Annotated in this window: 15 protein-coding genes; 5 read left to right on the top strand and 10 right to left on the bottom strand. The window is 72.7% G+C overall.

From position 1 onward, the window contains the following. Positions 1 to 36 precede the first annotated feature (36 nt). Together BLT97_RS27010 and BLT97_RS27005 are read right to left on the bottom strand one after the other, a co-directional pair. Positions 37 to 258 carry a hypothetical protein gene (locus BLT97_RS27010; protein ID WP_093614650.1) on the bottom strand — a complete coding sequence of 74 codons (222 nt, stop codon included), beginning with the start codon at positions 256 to 258 and terminating at the stop codon, positions 37 to 39. A gap of 133 nt (positions 259 to 391) precedes the next feature. Then, positions 392 to 1,210, bottom strand: coding sequence for an NAD-dependent epimerase/dehydratase family protein (locus BLT97_RS27005; RefSeq protein WP_093614648.1), 819 nt, complete (start codon positions 1,208 to 1,210; stop codon positions 392 to 394). A 364-nt stretch (positions 1,211 to 1,574) separates the two neighbouring features. Between BLT97_RS27005 and BLT97_RS27000 the strand changes: the two genes are divergently transcribed. Next, complete coding sequence (locus BLT97_RS27000; RefSeq protein WP_093614646.1) at positions 1,575 to 2,567, top strand: 5-dehydro-4-deoxyglucarate dehydratase; 993 nt, start codon at positions 1,575 to 1,577, stop codon at positions 2,565 to 2,567. Further along, on the top strand, positions 2,564 to 3,715 hold the full coding sequence (locus tag BLT97_RS26995; RefSeq protein ID WP_093614644.1) for a hypothetical protein: 1,152 nt from the start codon (positions 2,564 to 2,566) through the stop codon (positions 3,713 to 3,715). The genes BLT97_RS27000 and BLT97_RS26995 overlap by 4 nt, the downstream gene beginning before the upstream one ends. A gap of 75 nt (positions 3,716 to 3,790) precedes the next feature. On the opposite strand, the gene BLT97_RS26990 is transcribed toward BLT97_RS26995, so the two are convergent. The 4 genes from BLT97_RS26990 to BLT97_RS26975 all read right to left on the bottom strand — a co-directional run bounded on the left by BLT97_RS26990 (position 3,791) and on the right by BLT97_RS26975 (position 10,726). Beyond that, positions 3,791 to 6,022, bottom strand: a complete 2,232-nt coding sequence (locus tag BLT97_RS26990; RefSeq protein WP_093614642.1) for a bifunctional glycosyltransferase/CDP-glycerol:glycerophosphate glycerophosphotransferase — start codon at positions 6,020 to 6,022, stop codon at positions 3,791 to 3,793. A 3-nt stretch (positions 6,023 to 6,025) separates the two neighbouring features. After that, positions 6,026 to 8,245 carry a bifunctional glycosyltransferase/CDP-glycerol:glycerophosphate glycerophosphotransferase gene (locus tag BLT97_RS26985; protein WP_093614867.1) on the bottom strand — a complete coding sequence of 740 codons (2,220 nt, stop codon included), beginning with the start codon at positions 8,243 to 8,245 and terminating at the stop codon, positions 6,026 to 6,028. Between the two features lie 115 nt (positions 8,246 to 8,360). After that, a complete protein-coding gene (locus tag BLT97_RS26980) occupies positions 8,361 to 9,296 on the bottom strand; it encodes a class I SAM-dependent methyltransferase (protein ID WP_093614640.1) in 936 nt (311 codons plus the stop codon). 230 nt (positions 9,297 to 9,526) lie between these two features. Further along, complete coding sequence (locus BLT97_RS26975) at positions 9,527 to 10,726, bottom strand: MFS transporter (RefSeq protein WP_093614638.1); 1,200 nt, start codon at positions 10,724 to 10,726, stop codon at positions 9,527 to 9,529. Between the two features lie 496 nt (positions 10,727 to 11,222). Here BLT97_RS26975 and BLT97_RS26970 point away from each other — a divergent pair, with 496 nt between their 5' ends. The 3 genes from BLT97_RS26970 to BLT97_RS26960 all read left to right on the top strand — a co-directional run bounded on the left by BLT97_RS26970 (position 11,223) and on the right by BLT97_RS26960 (position 14,190). Continuing rightward, positions 11,223 to 11,804: a TIGR03086 family metal-binding protein gene (locus BLT97_RS26970; protein ID WP_093614636.1), complete on the top strand. Its 582-nt coding sequence runs from the start codon at positions 11,223 to 11,225 to the stop codon at positions 11,802 to 11,804. 49 nt (positions 11,805 to 11,853) lie between these two features. Next, positions 11,854 to 12,633, top strand: coding sequence for an MBL fold metallo-hydrolase (locus BLT97_RS26965; protein WP_093614634.1), 780 nt, complete (start codon positions 11,854 to 11,856; stop codon positions 12,631 to 12,633). A gap of 93 nt (positions 12,634 to 12,726) precedes the next feature. Then, positions 12,727 to 14,190 (top strand): NCS2 family permease, encoded by a 1,464-nt coding sequence (locus tag BLT97_RS26960; protein ID WP_093614632.1) that lies wholly within the window; start codon positions 12,727 to 12,729, stop codon positions 14,188 to 14,190. A gap of 68 nt (positions 14,191 to 14,258) precedes the next feature. Here BLT97_RS26960 and BLT97_RS26955 read toward each other — a convergent pair whose 3' ends face one another. The 4 genes from BLT97_RS26955 to BLT97_RS26940 form a co-directional block, all read right to left on the bottom strand. Further along, positions 14,259 to 15,704 (bottom strand): peptidoglycan D,D-transpeptidase FtsI family protein, encoded by a 1,446-nt coding sequence (locus BLT97_RS26955; protein ID WP_093614630.1) that lies wholly within the window; start codon positions 15,702 to 15,704, stop codon positions 14,259 to 14,261. A gap of 117 nt (positions 15,705 to 15,821) precedes the next feature. After that, on the bottom strand, positions 15,822 to 16,487 hold the full coding sequence (locus BLT97_RS26950) for a response regulator (protein ID WP_245769570.1): 666 nt from the start codon (positions 16,485 to 16,487) through the stop codon (positions 15,822 to 15,824). A 47-nt stretch (positions 16,488 to 16,534) separates the two neighbouring features. After that, positions 16,535 to 17,878, bottom strand: coding sequence for a sensor histidine kinase (locus tag BLT97_RS26945; RefSeq protein ID WP_093614626.1), 1,344 nt, complete (start codon positions 17,876 to 17,878; stop codon positions 16,535 to 16,537). After that, positions 17,875 to 18,936, bottom strand: coding sequence for a hypothetical protein (locus tag BLT97_RS26940; RefSeq protein WP_176953903.1), 1,062 nt, complete (start codon positions 18,934 to 18,936; stop codon positions 17,875 to 17,877). Before BLT97_RS26940 ends, BLT97_RS26945 begins: the two co-directional genes overlap by 4 nt. Positions 18,937 to 19,026: the final 90 nt, after the last annotated feature.

The raw sequence follows: 19,026 nt of genomic DNA, 5'->3' as shown, positions 1-19,026 counted from the left end.
GGTTGCCGCCGGCGTCCCGGTTGCCCGCCCGGACCCTCAGCCGCGGTTGCGCGGGTGGTTGCGGGCGGCGCGTTCGTTGCCGAACTTGTACGCGCCGGTCCAGCGGGCCATGACCAACTGCTCGTCCCCGGCGGTCACTTCGGCCAGGAACTTCTGAGCGCGTGCTCCGCGCAGGGTCGTGGCGGGGCGTCCGTGGTGCGTGATCGTGACGGACGCATCGCCCTGCTGCGCGTATCGGAACCCGTGAGGTCGTGGCATGCGCCGAATCTAGGGTGCGGGCCCGGGCCGCGTACAACGGATTTCGGGCGGGCCCGCGCCGGCCGGGTCAGCCTCGGTGCGGCCGCGCCGGTCTCAGTGCGGCCGCGCCGGTCTCAGTGCGGCCGCGCCGGTCTCAGTGCGGCCACATCGGCGGGTTCGTGCAGAAGTGGCCGCCGAGGTACGCGTGATCCGGGTTGTCCTCCGACAGTTCACCCTGCTCGGCGATCAGCTTCTCCGCGTACTGCTCCGAGTCGTCCTGCGGCTCGTACCCGAGGGCGCGGGCGCTCGAAAGGTCCCACCACAGGCGGGTGTTGGCGGAGGAGCCGTAGACGACGGTGTGGCCCACGTCGGGTGCCGTGAGCGCGGCGTGGAACAGGCGCGCCCCGTCGCCGGGGGACATCCACACCGACAGCATCCGCACCGAGGTGGGCTCCATGAAGCACGAACCGATGCGCACCGACACCGTCTCGATGCCGTGCTTGTCCCAGTAGAACTGGGCGAGATCCTCGCCGAACGACTTCGACAGGCCGTAGAAGGTGTCCGGCCGGCGCGGTGCGTCGATCGGAATCAGCGGGTCCTCGCCCTGCGGGCGCGGGGTGAAGCCGATCGCGTGGTTCGAGGAGGCGAACACGATCCGCCGGACGCCTTCCTCGCGGGCCGCCTCGTAGAGGTGGTAGGTCCCCTCGATGTTCGCCTTGAGGATCTTCTCGAAGGTGGACTCCAGGGAGATGCCCGCGAGATGGACGATCGCGTCCACGCCCCGCACCGCCTCGCGCAGCGCCGCCCGGTCCGCGAGGTCCGCCTTGATCGCGGCCGGTTCGCCCTCGGCGGTCTCGACGGCCACCATGTCGAGCAGCCGCAACTCGTAGCCGTACGCGGGCAGAAGGCCCCGCATCAGGGTGCCGAGGCCGCCGGCGGCGCCGGTGAGCAGGACGGTGCGGGGAGCGGGCATGGGGTGGTCTCCTCGGGTGCCGTGGTCGGGTGCCGTGGTGGGTGCCTGGGTCGCGACCACATGAACGTATACGTGCGGAGGCGGCCGGGGCACCGTCACGTCTTCGATGGACGTATTCCTGCACGCCATTCACATCCGTGGACACGCTAAGGATCTCTGCGCAGGCGCGTCAAGGGGTCGGCGCCCCGGCGTCAACGCGCCCCGGAACCGGGCGAATTCGGCGTCGATCAGCCGCGCACGGGCGCTTGACCCGCGATGATCCGGCGGCTTAGCGTGGTCGCGTTCAGAAATATAGACGCGGATCAGAAACGTGCACGGCCTGGCGGCAGAGCACACGGTCCGCCGCTGCCCAGGGAGAGAGCCCGTGACGTCAGCCCCGCTCGCCGCTCGACTCAGCATCCCCAGCGGACCGCTGTTCTTTCCCGTGACCGCCTTCGGCCCGGACGGCTCGCTCGCGCTCGACGTCTACCGCGCGCACGTGCGCGCGGGCGTCGAGGCCGGTGGCGCGGCCGTGTTCGCGGTGTGCGGCACGGGCGAGTTCCACGCGGTCACGCCCGAGGAGTTCCAGGCCTGCGTGGCCGCGGCGGTCGAGGCGGCGGACGGGCGCGTGCCGGTGATCGCCGGCGCCGGCTACGGCACGGCGCTCGCGGTGCGGTACGCGCGGCTGGCCGCGGAGGCCGGCGCGGACGGGCTGCTCGCCATGCCCCCGTATCTCGTCAAGGCCGGACAGGAAGGGCTCGTCGCGCACTACCGCGCGCTCGCCGAGGCGACCTCCCTCGACGTGATCGTCTACCAGCGGGACAACGCGGTGTTCACACCGGAGGCCGTGGTCGAACTCGCCGCGCACCCGAAGATCGTCGGGTTCAAGGACGGGCTCGGCGACCTGGACCTGATGCAGCGCATCGTGAGCACCGTCCGCACGGCCGGACACGAGGACTTCCTCTACTTCAACGGGCTGCCGACCGCCGAGCTCACCGGCCTCGCCTACCGCGGCATCGGCGTCTCCCTCTACTCCTCCGCGGTGTTCTGCTTCGCACCGGACATCGCCCAGGCCTTCCACCGCGCCCTGAACACGGGCGACGACAAGACCGCGAACCTCCTGGTCGACGGCTTCTACCGGCCGTTCGTCGAACTGCGCAACCAGGGCCGGGGTTTCGCGGTCGCCCTCGTCAAGGCGGGCGTACGGCTGGGCGGTCAGGAGGTCGGCGCGGTCCGCACCCCGCTGCACGAGCCGAGCGAGCAGCAGGTCAAGGAGCTGGCCGCGCTGATCGAGCGCGGGCGCGCCCTGCTGGAGGAGACGGGCGGCTCCCGTGACGCGGACCTCGACGGTGCGCAGGGTGCGGAGGCGGGCGCGTGAAGACCTCGGCCTTCGTCTACCCCTGGGACGTGAACGGCGACCCCGAAGCCGCCGGCCGCATCGCCGCACTCGGCGCCCAGCAGGTCACCCTCGCCTCCGCCTACCACTCCACCCGCGCCCTCACCCCGCGCCACCCCGCCCACCGGATCGTCACGGCCGAGCACGCGGCCGTCCTGTACCCGCCGGGCGAGCGCTGGCAGGGACGCGAGCTGCGGCCGTACGCCGCCGGGGCCTGGGCCCCCGGCGACGCCTTCGGCACGGCGGCCGGTGCGCTCGCCGACGCGGGCCTGGAGGTGCACACCTGGGTCGTGCTCGCCCACAACTCCCGGATGGGCGCCGAGCATCCGGACACCTCGGTGGTCAACGCGTACGGCGACCGCTACCCCTGGGCCCCCTGCATCGCACAGCCCGCGACCCGCTCCTACCTCGTCGAGCTCGCCGCCGAGGCGGCGGTGCGGCCGGGCGCGCGCGGCACCGAGCTGGAGTCCTGCGGCTGGTACGGACTCGCGCATCTGCACGCCCACGACAAGACCGCCGGAGTCGGGCTCGGCGACGGCGGCCAGTACCTGATGTCCCTCTGCTTCTGCGGCTCCTGCCGCGAGGGTTATACGGAGTCGGGGCTCGACCCCGACGCGCTCGCGACCGCGGTACGGGGCGCCCTCGAACCGCTGTGGCGCGGCGAGACCCCGCCGGACACACCCCTGGACAAGCTCCTGTCCGCCGAACTGCTCGACGCCACCTTGCAGTTCAGGACCTCGGTGGCCCGCTCCCTCCAGGAGGAGGCGGTCGCCGCCGTACGGGCCGCGGCCCCCGCCGGCTTCCAGGTCCTGCTCCACGCGGACCCGGTGCGGTACCACTGCGGCGCCAACGCCGGGGTCGACCCGGCCCACATCCTGGGCGTGGCGGACGGCGTGGTCGTGCCGTGCACGGGCGGCGCGGAGCTGCTCGCCCCCTTCGCCGCCGTGGGCGCACCGGACGCGGTGCTCGCCGCCAACTTCACCGTGGTGAGCGGGATGGGCGGCGCCCCCGCCCGGCTGCGCGAGGACGCGGCACGGGCCGCCGAGCTCGGCGCCACTGAACTGCGGCTCTACCACGCGGGGTTGGCCTCGGACGGCGATCTGGAGCTGGTGCGCGACGCGCTGCGCTGACCGCAGCCCGTATGAGAAGGAGGCGGCGCCACCCGCGAAGGGTGGCGCCGCCTCCTTGCTGCAATCCGTCCGTCGCTACGAGGCCGCCGCCGTCGCCGACTCCTCGCGCACCGGCGGCAGTTCGGCCGGGGCGGGCGCCTCGAAGGGCTCCCCGAGCAGCACATGCCGGACCACCCGCTCCGCCGCGCGCCCGTCCTCGTAGGTGCACAGGCGGGCCCGGAACGCGGCCCGGCGCGCCGCCGACTCCTCGTCCCGCCAGGCCTCCGAGCCGAGCACCCGCGCCAGCTCCTCCTGCGAGGCGGTGACCGGGCCGGGCGCGTCGGTCCGCAGATCCAGATACGTGCCGCGCGTGGCCTGGTAGCTCGCCCAGTCGTCCAGATGCAGCACGATCGGACGGTCGAGCAGCGCGAAGTCGGCCATCAGGGAGGAGTAGTCCGTGACGAGGCAGTCCGCCGCGAGCAGCAGGTCCTGCACCCGCGGTTCGTCCGTCGCGTCCACGAGGACGCCGCGGCGGTGCAAGTCACGCAGTTCCAGGCGCCGTTCGGGATGCTCGGCCAGCGACGGGTGGAGCCGCACGACCAAGGTGCGGCCCGCGCCCAGGCTCGCCGCGAGCCGCTCCAGATCGAGCCGCGGCACGTAACCGCCCTTGCGGTACTCGCGGGTGGTCGGCGCGTACAGCACCACCGTGTCCTCCGCGGGGATGCCGAGGCGCTCCCGCGTCGCGGCGGCCCGGCCGGGATCGCCCTGCACGAGCACGTCATTGCGCGGACTGCCGCTGCGCAGCGCCTCGTAGTGGCACGGGTAGGCCCGGTTCCAGATCTCCTCCGCGTGCGCGCTCGCCACCAGGCTCAGGTCCCAGCGGTCGGCGTGCCACAGATGGGCGCGCACGTTCACCCCGTGCCGCGCGCCGGGCTTGTCCAACAGGTCGAGCCCCATCCGCTTGACGGGCGCGCCCTGGTGGGTGTGCACATGGACCGAGCCACGCCGCTTGCGCCAGCTGCCGGTCCACGGGGTGTCGTTGAACCAGTACGCCGCCCGCGCCATCAGCGCGTGCTGCGCGAGGCTGCCCGGAGCCACCCAGGAGTCGCCCTCGGGCACCAGATGCGCCCGGTTCTTCTTGATCACCCAGACCCGCCGGATGTGCGGCGCGAGTTCGCGCGCCTTCTCCGCGAGGGCGGCCGGGTCGCCCGCGGCCTGGCCCGCGTGCCCCGAGGAGAACACCGCGAGGTTGCGGTCCAGCGGACGCAGGGTGTGCAGCCGGTAGTACGCCTTCTTGACCCTCGACGTGGCGCGCCGGCGCAGCGGCCGCAGCAGCGACCGGGCCTTGCGCAGCACCCTTCGGGCGGGGAAGAACGGCTCGAACGCGGCGTACGGCGCACGGGCCAGAAGCCGGCACTCCACACCCCGTCGGCCCCCGGGCACGGTGAAGTCGGGCGGCAGGTGCCGCCGGTAGAACGACGCGATCTCCCGGTAGAACGCCCGGCGGTCCCTGGGCATCACCCGCTCGGGGCGGACCAGCGCGAACAGCATGTGGTCCAGGGCGCGCGCGAACAGCAGCGGACGCGCCCACGCCAGCTCGGGCCGGGCGTCCAGGGTCGCGAACAGTCCCTCGTACTGCGGGAACATGTCGAAGTGCTTGCGGCCGGGCGTCTTGGTGATGGCGCCCTGCCGGCGCTGCCGGTACTCGACCCCGACGCGGTCGAGACAGGCCACCCGCTCCGCGGTGACCATCGCCAGGTAGGTGACGGGGGCGTCCTCGTAGAGGCCGGGGCGGAAGGCGAAGCCCTGCTCGAGGAAGAAGTCCCGCCGGAACGCCTTGTTCCAGGCGACCAGGAACAACCGCAGGTACTCGGGCCGGTCCTGCACGCGGAACGTCCTGTCGCCCATCTTCTCCAGGAGATGGCCCGCGTCGCTGCGCCCGCTCCTGCCCCACCACTGCGTGCGGACATGGTCGAAGACCAGCAGGTCGGGATCATCGCAGTGACGCAGGCGCTCGTCCACGGCGCGCAGATGACCGGGCGTGTAGGAGTCGTCGCTGTCGAGGAACAGAAGGTAGTCCCCGGAAGCGTGCTCGACGCCGACATTGCGGGCGCGGCCGAGGCCGACGTTCTCCGTCAGATGCACCACACGGACGCGGGAGTCGCGGGCCGCGTACTCGTCGAGGATGGTGCCGCTGTGGTCGGGGGAGCAGTCGTCGACCGCGATCAGTTCGAGATCCGTGAACGACTGGCCGAGCACCGAGTCGAGGCACTCGCGGAGGAACCCCTGCACATTGAAGACCGGGACGATGACACTGAAGCGGGGCATGGGTCAGCTCCTTGCGAGGGGGATGGCGGCCGGCGCCGGGGTGCGCTCCGTGAGCGGCACGGATGGCGGGAGCGACTCGGGGCCCTCCCCGAGCAGCACCCGGCGCACCACGCGCTCGGCCGCGAGACCGTCGTCGAAGGCACAGAACCGCTCCCGGAAGGCGGCACGCCGCTCCGCGGACCGGGCGTCGGCATACGCCCCCGAGCGGAAGATCTCCGTCAGCTCCTCCTCGGTGCGGGCGACCGGCCCCGGCGCGTCCGCCAGGAGGTCGAAGGTGACACCGCGCAGGTCGCGGTAGACGTCCCAGTCGTCGGCATAGATGACGATGGGCCGGTCCAGATGCGCGTAGTCGAACGAAATCGACGAATAGTCGGTGATCAAGGCGTCGGCGGCCAGGCAGACCTCCTCCGACGACAGGTGGTGCGTGACGTCGATGACCTGGCCACGCAGCGTCTTGCTCTGCCCCTCGTCATAGAAGTAGTGGGCCCGCAGCAGTACCACGAAGTCCTCGCCGACGGCCTCGCAGAACGCGGCGAGGTCGAGCCGGGCGTCGTACCCGGTCGCGTAGTCGCGGTGGGTGGGCGCGTACAGCAGCGCCGTCTTGCCCTGAGGGATTCCCAGCTCTTTGCGGATACGCCGGACATCGTCGGCCGTGGCCGAGTAATAGACGTCGTTGCGGGGGTAGCCGTACTCCAGGGTCTCGTAGGCGCAGGGGTACTCCCGTTGCCACACCTCGGTGGAGTGCCGGTTGGAGCTGAGCATGTAGTCGAAGCGGTCGGTGCGCCGCAGGAGAGCGGCGGTGTCCCCGCTACCGGCCACCGTCACCGGGTGCTGCGCCTGCTCGGCGCCCATCTTCTTGACCGGGGTGCCGTGCTGCGTGGACAGGTGCACGGTGCCCGGTCGCTTGACAACGGCGCCAGGGAAATTGGCGTTGTTGATGAGGTACTTGGCGCGGGCCACCACCTCCCAGTAGCGCTCCGTACCGATCACCGCGTGCTCGACGCCCGCGGGCAGCGAGTCCACGGCCTCCTCGGTGACCAGGAACACCGAGCGGATGTGGGGCGCGAGCCGCGCTGCCGCGGCGTGGATGGCCGCCGGGTTGCAGAGGTAGCCGCGGCCCCAGTACGAGCAGTAGACCGCCAGATTCGGGTCGACCGGACGCTTCAGATGGCGTGCGTACACCCGCGGGATGCTGCGCTTCGGCAGCCGCGCCCGGGCCGCCTGCGGCAGCGAACTCGCCTTGCCCGCCGCCCTGTTGGCGTCCCTGAGCGAGGCGAACGCCAGATACGAGCCGGCCGCGAGGAGCCGGTGCTGCACCCCGAGGCTGCCGCCCGGCGGCGTGAATCCCTCGGGCCTGTGGCGCCGGTAAAGGGCCGAGGCCCGCCGGAAGTACGCCCTGCGGTCCCGCGCGGGCAGCAGCCGGGTCCGGGCGGCCGGGCGGAACATCTCCCCGGTCAGCTCCTCGAAGACGCGGTGGGCCCGGCGTGCGGGCAGCCCCCGCTCGGCCGCGTATGCGAACACCGCCTCGGCCTGGTCAAGGAGTTCGAGGTGGTGCGGACCGGGGCCTTGCAGCCTGCTGCCCTGGCGGCGCAGCAGATGGTGCAGGAACACCCCCCGCAGGGCGGCTATCCGCCCGGCCTCGCCGACTGCCGCCACGCCCCACGGAATGTCCGTGAAGTGCTTCTCGCTGAACGCCAGTCGATGTTCCTCGACGTACGCCCGCCGCCAAGCCGCGCTCCACGCGGGCAGTCGCACCCCGGTCAGGGCGGGGGCCTCGTCCGGGGTGAAGACCCCGGCGGGCAGCCGGCGCAGCAGGTCCTCCAGCGGATTGCCCTGCTCGCCGTCCCACCAGTGGGTCCGCTCGTGCCCGAAGACCAGGACGTCCACATGCTCCGTTGCCGCGAGCCGCCGCTCCAGTGCGGTGAAAGCGTGCGGTACGTACGTGTCATCGCCGTCGAGGAAGAGGAGATACCGGCCCGTGGCGGCCCGTATGCCGGTGTTGCGGGCTCCGCCCAGGCCTGCTTCCGGTGGTGACCACAGGATGCGGACTCTGTCGTCCCGGTGCCGGAACCGGTCGGCGACGTGGGCGCTCGACGAGCCGGGAACGTCGCACACGACGAGGACCTCTATGTCTCTGACGGGCTGGGCGAGCACGGACTCAAGAGCGAGAGCAAGGTGCCCGCTGACGTCGTAGGCGGGGACGATGACACTGAACTGGGGCATGGAGCTGATCACTTTCGTGCAGACGTCTCGTGGGTGACGCTGCGCGGCTGGGGGGAACGGGATTGCAGTGGGGGGCCGTCAGAGGTTGCGGGCGCCGGCCGCTGGGGACGAGGGATCAGCGTGCCGCCCGGCGACGCGCGCGCTGGGCGACGATCGCCCGCGTGACCAGCGGCGGCAGCAGATCCTTCGCCAGCTTGCGCCAAGTGGTGCGCGGCGCGGCGGACTTGGCGGCCGGCTTGGCCCCGGCCGGCTGCGCGGCACCCTTCGCGGGGGCGGGCAGGGCCTTCCACTTCGACACCGGCAGCTTGGGCGCCTTGGCCTTGCCGCCGTCGACTCTCACCAGGCTGTGGCCCATCACCTGCTGCACCTCGTACGGCAGGTCGGACCGCGTCCCGAGCCAGGCGAGCAGCGCGGCGCGCAGCGGCTCCGGGTCGCCCCAGGTGCCGTACAGCTTCTTCTCCGTGACGCAGACCGGGTTGAACTTCTCGTTGGCCACGGCCTCCCAGACGGCCGCGGCGACGCCGGGGCAGTGCGGCGAGCGGTAGTCGTCGAAGGACACGACGGCGTCCGGCGTGGCGAGTTCACGGGTGGCGATCACATCGCCGCGCACGTGCTCGTACAGGTGAGAGGCGTCGACATGCACGAAACGGCAGCTGTGCGCGGCCACTTCGTCGGTGACGACGGAGGTGGGCGCCTGGATGATCGTGGGCAGTTCCGGGTGGAAGGAGAGGTAGTTGGCCTCGAACCCGCGGCGGGTCAGGGTCGCGTACGACTTGTCGTTCTCGCGCGAGTTGTGGTCGTCCGGGGCGGGCGAGTCGAAGAGGTCGCAGACCGTGAACCGCTCGGACTCACCGAGGTGGTGGGCCAGCAGGATGGCGCTCTTGCCGAGGTAGGCCCCGAGCTCGAGGAGATCGCCCTGCTGACCGCGCTCCTTCTGGTAGGTCAGGAACCAGTCGAAGAGGGTCTGGTCCACGGCCCGGAACCAGCCGTTCACTTCGGAGAGGCTGCGGGGGCGGGGCAGTACCTCGGAAACTTCGGACTGAGCGGTCATCGAGACTCCAGACGGCGGGATCCGTGCGGTGTGTTCCTGGACTCATGTACGAGATTGAAGTTTTCGGGGATCTTAGAGCCTGCTGTGAGCCCGGTACACCGCGTGGGGAAAGTCTCCCCGCTCCCCACACCCCGAACCGCCTCGCGCGCCCCTGCCCCGCACCGCCGTGATCTGCTCGTTCAGTGGTTCAGCGGTTCAGTGGTTCAGCGGTTCAACGGTTCAACGGTCTGCTACGCCGTCACCTCGACCGCGCGCCCGCTGCGCATCAGGGCGGGGACGCCGATGAGACCCGCGCAGCCGAGCGCGACCAGGAGCAGACGGTGGTCGGCCACGGCGACCAGGCCCGCGCCCAGGCCGAGCGCCACGGCGGTCGGTGCGTACACCAAGGTGTTGGCCGTCGCCGCGACCCGGCCCAGGAGGGCGTCCGGCGTCTGCTTCTGCACCGCTGTGAGCACGGCGATGAGCACGCACGGCAGACCGGCGCCGATGGCCGCGCTGCACACGAGGGCCACCGCGTCGAAGGGCAGGGCGCGGCCCGCCACGGCCACCGAGAACAGGGCGAGGCCCGCGGCGGCGAAGGTGCGCTCGCCGAGGCGGCGCAGGAGCGGGCCGGAGACGAGGCCGACCGCCACGGAACCGGCGCCCTGCACCGCGTACAGCGCGCCCGTGTAGGCGGGGGAGTGGCCGAGTCCCTCGTCGACCACCGCGAAGATCAGGGCGCCGTTGACCCCAGAGAGCAGCATGGTGAAGCCGCCCGTGAAGGCCAGCGGGCGCAGAACGGGATGGGCCCACAGATGGCGTGCGCCCTCGGCGGTGCGCTGCCACCAGCCGTCCGCGGGCGGGGCCGGGGGCTCCTCGCGCACGCGCAGCAGGCTGTACAGGCCGGCCGCCGCCGCGAACGTGACGGCGTCGAGCAGGGCCACCGCCGCTCCGCCGTACGCGGCGAACAGGCCCGCGCCCGCGAGCGGGGCGAGCAGCTTCATGCCCTCGTTCGCGGTCATGCGCAGCCCGTTGAAGTCGCCGAGCAGCTCCTTGTCGACGGCGGCGGCGACGAGCGCGGCCTCCGCCGCGTCATGGACGACGCCGCCCGCCCCGTACAGGAGCAGCACGGCGAGCAGGATCCAGAGGTGACCGGCGGAGTCCACCGTGAACAGGGAGGTGAGCAGGACCGCGATACCGAGGTTCGTCCCGATCAGGAGCGGGCGGCGGGGCACGCGGTCCGCGAGCGTGCCCAGGAGCGGGCCCGCGAGGGCCGGCAGCCACAGGGCGAAGGTGGCGAGGGCGGCGAGCGCGTTCGACCCCGTGAGGTCCTTGACCCACACGCCGCCGGCCAGCCACAGGGCGGCGGAGCCGAAGCCGGAGACGACGACGGCGCCCAGATAGAGACTTGCGTTGCGGTCGCGCAGGACGCGGGCTGTGGTCCATGACATGAGGCAAGGCTGGTCCGGGGCGCGGTGGCGCGCGTAAGGCAGGTGCCCTATTCAGGACCTCAGATGAGGAGGGGAGGTGGCTCAGGGTGGGCGCGCGGGAGCACGGGCGGGGCGTGCCCGCCTGCCGCCCGCGCCCCTTCGCCCTGTCGCCCGCGGTCGTCCGTCCCGCCTGGTGCGTCCGTTCGGCCTGTCGTCGGCGCCTGTCCGTCCCGCGTCCTGCGCCCGTCCGTTCCACCGCCTGTGGCGGTTCTCCCGGCGTCAGGCCTCAACCGCCCCGTCATGCCTGGCCCTCCCGACCGTCTGCCCCGTTCTCCCCATCCGCCCTTTCCCCGTCCTCCCTCGCCATCCGCCCGTCCTCTCCGCCGTCCGCTCGCGGCCGTGGCGCGCGGCCCCCCGGCCCGGGGGCGGCCCAGGTGCGTCCGCCGATGAGTTTCGCGCCCGCCGGCAGTCACCCCTGTACGCCCGGGTGACCGTCCCGGCGAACTGAGGAGTGCGCATGAGCCCCATCGACTTCCGTGCCCAGACCCGGCTCGTCACCGAGCTGGCCGACCGCGTCACCGACGCGCAGCTGGACCTGCCCACGCCCTGTCCCGCGCTCGCGGTACGGAATCTGCTCGGGCACATCGTGGGGCTGGCCGCGGCGTTCCGTGACGCGGCGCGCAAGGAGTTCGGGCCCGCCGCCGACAGCGCACCCGACGTGGAGGGCTCGGACATCGGCCCGGGCTGGCGGGCGGAGCTGGCGAAGAACCTCGCGGAGCTCGCCGAGTCCTGGCAGGACCCCGCCGCCTGGGAGGGGTTCACGAAGGCCGGTGGTGTCGACCTGCCGGCGGCCGTCGCGGGCCAGGTCGCCATGAACGAACTCGTGCTGCACGGCTGGGATCTGGCCCGCGCCACGGGCCAGGCCTACGACCCCGACCCGGCCTGCTTGAAGGTCTCGTACGACATGGTCGCCGCCACCCCCGACGGCCCCGAGCGGGAAGGCCTCTTCGGCCCGATCGTCCCGGTCCCGGCCACCGCCTCGCTCCTGGACCGGACCCTCGGTCTCGGCGGGCGCGACCCGGGCTGGGTCGCGCACTGAGCGCGGGGCCCGCCCGGCCCGCGGTCCCGTCCCGGGCTAGCCTCGCCCGATGACGTTCTCCGTGACCCCGCTCGGCACCGCGGCCCCGCACCCGCTGCCCGGCCGCCCCTGCTCCGGCTACCTGGTGCGGGCGGGCGGGGCCACGGTGTGGATGGACGCGGGGCCGGGCACCTTCGCCGAGCTGCAACGGCATGTCCACCCGGGCGAGTTGAGCGCGATCTGGATCAGTCATCTGCACTCCGACCACTGGGCCGACCTGATCGCCGCCGAGGCGGGGATCTCCGACGGCGGGCTGCGCACAGGACGCCCGATCCCGGTGTACGCCCCTGCCGCCGCGCCCGGGCGCCTCGCCGGGTTCTACGGGAAGCCGGAACTCGGGCCCCTTGCCGACGTGTTCGCCTTCCACGCGCTCGCGGACGGCGCGACGCTCACCCTCGGGGGCGCCGTCCTGGTCAGCCACGCCGTGCCGCACGGCATCGAGGCATACGGCGCCCGGATCACGTACGAGGGCGCCGTCCTCGCGTATACGGGCGACAGCGGGCCGGGCCCGGAGCTGACCCAACTCGCCCAAGGCGCGGACCTGTTGCTCGCCGAGGCGTACCTGGACCGGCACGGACCGGGCCTGCGGCTGCACCTCACCCCGGAGGACGCGGGCGGGCTGGCGCGTGCGGCAGGGCCACGGGAGCTGCTCGTCAGCCATGTCGGGCCCGGGCTCACCCCGGCGGCAGCGGCCTCCCGCGCCGCCGCGGTCTTCGGCGGCCCCACCGGCTTCGCGCGCGAGGGCGTGACGTACGACGTGGGCAACCGGCAGGCGCAGCAGCCGAGTTGACCCCCAATCCGTAACACGGCGAAAACCTGAACCGGCCGACTCAGGGGAACAATCCAGCCAACACCCGCACCCTGACCCCTCAGGAGCAACGCCGTGTCACACACAGGAGAGCCAGGCGCGAAGGCCGACGCGACACCGCCGCAGCCGCCGCCGGTGAACCCGGTGGACCGCTTCTTCCGGATCACCGACCGCGGCTCCACCTTCGGGCGTGAGATACGCGGCGGCTTCGCCACGTTCTTCACGATGGCCTACATCCTCGTCCTGAACCCGATCATCCTCGGCACCACCGAGGACAAGTTCGGCAACCGGCTCGAAGGCGCCGAACTCGTCACCGCCACCGCCCTGGTGGCCGCCGTCATGACGGTCATCATGGGCGTCGGCGGCAATCTGCCGCTCGCGCTCGCCGCCGGACTCGGTCTGAACGCGGTCGTCGCCTTCCAGCTCGCACCGCAGATGAGCTGGCCCGACGCGATGGGCCTGGTGTTCGTCGAGGGCGTGCTGATCTGCGTGCTCGTGGTCACCGGGCTGCGCGAGGCGGTCATGCACGCCATTCCGCCCGCGCTCAAATACGCGATCAGTGTCGGCATCGGCCTGTTCATCGCGTTCATCGGCTTCATCGACGCCGGTTTCGCCACCCGCATCCCCGGCGACACCGGCTCGGTCCCCGTGCAGCTCGGCGCCGCGGGGCGGCTCGCGGGCTGGCCGATCCTCGTGTTCTGCCTCGGTGTGCTGCTCACCGTGGCCCTGCTCGCACGCAAGGTGCGCGGGGCGATCCTGATCAGCATCGTCGCCACCACCGTCGTCGCGGTGGTCATCAACGAGATCGCCGATGTCGCGCCCGCCGCCTGGGGACTGACGGTGCCCGGCATCCCGGACGAGATCGTGGACACCCCTGACTTCGGCCTGATCGGCGCCTTCAGTCCCTTCGGCGCCTTCTCCGAGGTCGGCGCGGTCACCCTGGTGCTGCTGATCTTCACGCTGCTCCTGAGCGACTTCTTCGACACCATGGGCACCGTCGTCGGCATCTCCAGCGAGGCCGGGCTCCTCGACGAGGACGGCAAGGTGCCGAACCTGGGCCGCGTGCTGCTCATCGACGGCGCGGCCGCCGTGGCCGGCGGTGCGGCCTCCGCGTCCTCCAACACCTCGTACATCGAATCCGCGGCCGGCGTCGGCGAGGGCGCCCGCACCGGCTTCGCGAACCTCGTCACCGGCGGTCTGTTCGCCCTGGCCCTGTTCTTCGCCCCGCTCGCCCTGATCGTGCCCGCACAGGCCGCCGCCCCGGCCCTGGTCGCGGTCGGGTTCCTGCTGATGGCGCAGGTGCGGCACATCGACTGGGAGCGCTGGGACCTGGCGATCCCCGCGTTCCTCACCATCGTGGTGATGCCCTTCACCTACTCGATCACCAACGGCATCGGCGCGGGCTTCCTCGCGTACGTGGTGATCAAGACGGTCCTCGGCAAGGCGCGCGAGGTCCACTGGCTGCTGTGGGGAGCGGCCGCGCTCTTCCTGGTCTACTTCGCGATCGACCCGATCGAGCAGCTGCTCGGCGTGAAGTAGCGGCAGGCGGGGTGCGGTCACCGGTGCCCGGGCCCGAGCCCGTGCCGGCGACCGCGCCCCGCCCGCGGTCAGCTCTTCAGCGCCGCCTGCATCATCGCCTTCGCGACCGGGGCCGCCAGGCCCGTGCCGCTGATCTGGTCGCGTGCCTTGCCGGAGTCCTCGATGATCACGGCCACCGCGACCTCCTTGCCGTCGCCGCCCTTCGCGTACGAGGTGAACCAGGCGTAGGGCGTCCCCTCGTTGTTGACGCCGTGCTGGGCGGTGCCCGTCTTGCCGCCCACCGTCGCGCCGGGGACCTTCGCGTTGGCGCCGACCTGGTCGGCGACCGTCTGCATGGCCGACTGGAGCTGCCCGGCCACCGACTCGCTGAGGATGCGCGAGCTGCCGGCGTCCTCGAAGCTCTCCAGGACCGAGCCGTCCGAGTCCTGCACCTGCGCCACCATGTGCGGGTCGACCAGCGTGCCCCCGTTGGCGATCGCGGCCGAGACCATGGCCATCTGGAGCGGGGTGGCCGTCACGTCGAACTGCCCGATGCCGGACAGCGCGGTCTGCGCCTTGTCCATGCCCGACGGGTACAGGCTCTGCGAGGCGCGGACCGGGACGTCCTGCTCCTTGTCGTTGAAGCCGAACTTCTCGGCCATCGCCTTCACCTTGTCCTGGCCGAGGTCCGCGGCCATCTGCGCGAAGACGTTGTTGCACGAGTAGCGCAGGCCGGTGCGGATCGTGGCGTTCTCACAGGGCGCCGAGGGGATGTCGTTGGGCAGCGTGGTGCGCGTGCCGGGCAGCGTGTACGGCGAAGGGCTGTTCGTCGGCACGTCCACCGACTCGTACAGCCCGTCCTCCAGGGCCGCCGCCGCGACCACCAGCTTGAAGGTGGAGCCGGGCGGCAGCGGCTGCCGGATCGCCCGGTTCACCAGCGGCTTGTCCTTGTCCTCGGAGAGCTGCTTCCAGGCGTCGCCGTCCGTGGAACCGGCGATCTTCGACGGGTCGTACGAGGGCGTCGAGACCATGCCGAGGATCTTGCCGGTCTTCGGGTCGATGGCGACCGCGGCGCCCTTCTTGTCGCCGAGCGCCTCGTACGCGGCCTTCTGCACGGCCGGGTCGATGGTGGTGACCACGTCGCCCGGGTCGGCCCGCTTGTTCGTGACCGTGTCGAGCGGGTTCTTCAGACGCGTGTCGGTCCCGTCGAGGACGTCCTGGTAGATGCCCTCGAGCTGGGTGGCTCCGTACACCTGCGAGCTGTAGCCGGTGACTGCCGAGTACAGCGAGCCGTCCTTGTACGTGCGCTTGTACTTGAGGTCGCCGCCCTTGGTGCGTACGGAGCCGGTGATGTCCTCGCCGCCCACGATGATGCCGCCCAGCGGGTAGGCGTACTTGTCGATGGTGCCGCGCCGGTTGTGCTTGTTGTCGGCGAGGGCACGCCCGTCGTAGAACTGCACCCAGGTCGCTCTGACCAGGAGGGACAGCACGAGGAGCAGCGTGAAGACCGAGATGCGTCTGATCGTCTTGTTCATCGTCAAGAAGGACGAACGGGCCGGAGCGGAACGTTCCGCCCGTGGCGGGATTCACAGGAACCCTTCATCTTCCGCCGCGGTCCGGCTGCGGTCCGGTACCACGCGAGCACGGAGCGTCTACGTCCCCACGAACCCCGCCTCGTACGCCGCGATCACCGCCTGCGTCCGGTCCCGCGCCCCGGTCTTCGCCAGGACGGCGGCCACGTGGGTCTTGACGGTGGCGGGCCCCACGCCGAGGCGGCCGGCGATCTCCGCGTTGGTCAGGCCGGTGGCCATCAGGCGCAGCACCTCCGCCTCGCGCTCGGTGAGCCGCGCCACCCATGGCGGCCGGGGCCGGTTCCGCGTCGCGTGCGCGGCCGCGAGGCTGCGGACGGCCGCCGGGAACAGGAGCGAGTCGCCGCCCGCCACCGTGCGCACCGCCTGCACCAGTTGGTCGGCGTCGAGCCGCTTGAGCAGGAAGCCGGCGGCTCCGGCGCGCAGGGCGTCGTAGACGTACGAGTCGTTCTCGAAGGTGGTCACGACGATGATGCGGGGTGCGGTGGGTCTGCAGGAGGACGGGGGCCCGGACGGTCCGTGCGGCTCGGCCGGGCGCGCGGACGCCGAGGCGAGGATCTGCTCGGTGGCGCGGATGCCGTCGATCTGCGGCATCCGGACGTCCATCAGGACCACGTCGGGACGGAGCGCGCGCACCAGGGACACGGCCTCGGCCCCGTTCTCCGCCTCGCCGACCACCTCCATGTCCGGCTCGGCGTCGAGGATCACGCGCAGCGCGGTGCGCACCATGCGCTCGTCGTCCGCGAGCGCGATGCGCAGCGGCGCGGCCGGCCCGGTCACCGGGTGCCGCCGCCGCTCGGGGTGAGCGGCAGCCGCACCGCGAGCCGCCAACCCGCCTCCCCGGGCCCGCCGCACGGCCCGGCACTCGCGCTGCCGCCGAGCAGCCGGGCCCGGTCGGCGATGCCCGCGAGGCCGTGACCGCCGCCGGACCGGGAGCCGGCAGGTGAGCCGGTCAGGGAGCCGGGACGGGCGCCCGGCCCGGAGCCCTCCGACGCGGCCGGTGAGCCGGGGGACAGCGGGTTCTCCAGCACGATCTCCACCTCGTCGCCGGACACGGCGATCCTCAGGTCCACGGGCGAGCCCGGCGCATGCCGCAGCGCGTTGCCCAGGCCTTCCTGGACGATCCGGTACGCCTCCCGGGACACCAGCACGGGCAGGGCCGCCGCGTCCACGCCGGTCTGCGCGGTGACGGCGGTGCCGGTGGCGCGGGTGCGGTCGAGGAGCCCGGGCAGGTCATCGGCGAGCGTGGGCGCCGGTGCCTTCGCGGCGGTGTCGCCCTCGCGCAACAGGCCCAGGACCGCGTCGAGTTCACCGACGGTGCGCCGTGTCGTGTCCTCGATGGCGGCCAGTGCCTCCCGTACGAACGCGGGGTCGCTGTCGAGCACCCGGCGGGCGGCGCTCGCCTGCAGCGAGACGGCACTGAGGGCGTGGCCCACGGAGTCGTGCAGTTCGCGGGCGAGCCGGTTGCGCACGGCCAGTTCCGCCGCGCGCTGCTCGGCGGCGGCGAGCCGGTCGGCCGGGGTGGGCCCGAGCAGGACCGGCGCGCACCGGGCGAGCAGCGCACCGGCGGCCGTGGCGCAGAGCGCCAGCAGGAGCAGCATCGCGAGCCCGGCGAACGGGGCGAGCGCCAGCGCCCACGCGGTGTCGAGCGAGGCGGGCAGCCGCAGCCAGTCGCGCAGGCCCGGCGCGAACGGCAGCAGCATGACGCTCACCGCGAAGGGCGGCAGCGCGAGCAGCATGCCGCTGAGGATCCCGCCCACCCCGACATGCAGCGTGAACCAGCCCGCCGTACGCCGGCGTGCGGCGCCGCCCCGGGCCGGACCGTCCGCGAACCGCGCACCGTCCACGCCGCACAGCGCCCGCGCCATGCCCACGGACAGCGGGCGCACCAGCGGGAAGAGCCCGGCCACCCAGGCCAGGGGAAGCGCCACCGCGTACGCCCCGAACTGGGCCGCGACCGAGCTGCCGAGGAAGGCGTTCCCGCCGCCCGCGACCGGCAGCACCACGAGCGCGGCCACGAGCCAGAAGGGCATCAACAGGGCGCCGCCCAGGACGAGATGGACCCAGCGCAGCCGCGCCCGGCGGCCGAGCAGCGCCCTGGCGAGCGTGCGCGCGGTCATGCGGTCGGCTCGGACGGCCCGGCGAGCGAGGCCGGTGCGGAGGAGCGGAGACCGCCGCCGGCCCGGTGCTGTGCCGCGCGCCGGTGCGCATGGCGTACGCCGGTCGAGAGCGCGAGCAGGCCGGTGATCACAGCCCCAGCGTAGGTCAGCACCATCAGCCCCGTCGGCTGCTCGGCGACATCACCGGCACCGGCCGAACCGAGCAGCAGCCAGCCGCCCCAGCACGCGGTGGCGGCCGAGCCGGCCCACACCAGTCCGAGCGGCAGCCGCAGTCGCAGCCGGCGTCCCCACCCGAAGGTGAGCAGCAGGGCGCCGGTCACGGCCGCGAGCGGGTACAGGGCGTTCATCGCCTCGAGTGCGTAGTAGTCACCGGCGCGGTTGTCCGCCGTCGCCGTGTTCAGTCCGGTGTCCGCACCCAACGCCCACATCAGGTGCACGGTCACGGGCAGGACGGCGCACACGGTGGCGGCGCACGCGAGCAGCCGCCCGCCCGTGTCCGGCGAGAGCCCCGCGTCCGACGCGAGATCCGCGATCCGCCCTCGCCACACGTACCCCCAGCGCCGACGCGCGTACGCCGCGAAGAGCGCGCCGAGGGCCAGGCCCTGCACGATGAACCCGCCGTACACCACCGAGAACACCCAGCCGTCGAGGAACGGCTCCTTCGCCGTCTGCGTCCGCACGCTCCCGCCGGACACCCGGATCAGGAGCTGGAGCGGGAACCCGGTCATGATCGGCAGGAGCAGTCCGGTCGCCGCCCACATCGGCACGGTGAGCAGCCAGGAGCGCACCCGCAGACCCCACGGCCGGGTCAGCAGCAGCGCGAGGACGATCACGCAGGCGTCCATCAGGACCGTGACCGTGTTGGCCACCAGCATCGTGGTGCGGTGTTCGAGCAGCGCGCTGCCGTCGGGGATGCCGGTCCGGCCCCCGGAGATCCACACCAGCTTGAGCGAGAGATACGGAACGCACGCGGCGATGGCCAGGGCGCGCAACGCCTTGAGCGCGCGGCCGGTCGCGGGGGTGCCGGGTGCGGCAGAGGTGAGCGGTGTCGTCGTCATGACACCAAGCTCCCGCCCGGAGACCGCCGTGCCGTCCTGCGCGGCGACGATCCGCCTCCGCCGCGCGGGGGAGACGAGGGGGCCCGGCGG

The sequence above is a fragment of the Streptomyces indicus genome (assembly GCF_900100315.1).
Taxonomy (GTDB): Bacteria; Actinomycetota; Actinomycetes; order Streptomycetales; family Streptomycetaceae; genus Streptomyces; species Streptomyces indicus.
Note: the sequence above shows the minus strand (reverse complement) of the source record. Positions and strands in the feature narration are given on the sequence as shown.

Coding starts and splice junctions, on each gene's coding strand:
- BLT97_RS26975 (WP_093614638.1), bottom strand. CDS start 10,726: ATGTCATGGACCACAGCCCGCGTCCTGCGCGACCGCAACGCAAGTCTC.
- BLT97_RS26945 (WP_093614626.1), bottom strand. CDS start 17,878: ATGACCGCGCGCACGCTCGCCAGGGCGCTGCTCGGCCGCCGGGCGCGG.
- BLT97_RS26965 (WP_093614634.1), top strand. CDS start 11,854: ATGACGTTCTCCGTGACCCCGCTCGGCACCGCGGCCCCGCACCCGCTG.
- BLT97_RS26940 (WP_176953903.1), bottom strand. CDS start 18,936: ATGACGACGACACCGCTCACCTCTGCCGCACCCGGCACCCCCGCGACC.
- BLT97_RS26970 (WP_093614636.1), top strand. CDS start 11,223: ATGAGCCCCATCGACTTCCGTGCCCAGACCCGGCTCGTCACCGAGCTG.
- BLT97_RS27010 (WP_093614650.1), bottom strand. CDS start 258: ATGCCACGACCTCACGGGTTCCGATACGCGCAGCAGGGCGATGCGTCC.
- BLT97_RS26950 (WP_245769570.1), bottom strand. CDS start 16,487: ATGGTGCGCACCGCGCTGCGCGTGATCCTCGACGCCGAGCCGGACATG.
- BLT97_RS26955 (WP_093614630.1), bottom strand. CDS start 15,704: ATGAACAAGACGATCAGACGCATCTCGGTCTTCACGCTGCTCCTCGTG.
- BLT97_RS26990 (WP_093614642.1), bottom strand. CDS start 6,022: ATGCCCCGCTTCAGTGTCATCGTCCCGGTCTTCAATGTGCAGGGGTTC.
- BLT97_RS26980 (WP_093614640.1), bottom strand. CDS start 9,296: ATGACCGCTCAGTCCGAAGTTTCCGAGGTACTGCCCCGCCCCCGCAGC.
- BLT97_RS26985 (WP_093614867.1), bottom strand. CDS start 8,245: ATGCCCCAGTTCAGTGTCATCGTCCCCGCCTACGACGTCAGCGGGCAC.
- BLT97_RS27005 (WP_093614648.1), bottom strand. CDS start 1,210: ATGCCCGCTCCCCGCACCGTCCTGCTCACCGGCGCCGCCGGCGGCCTC.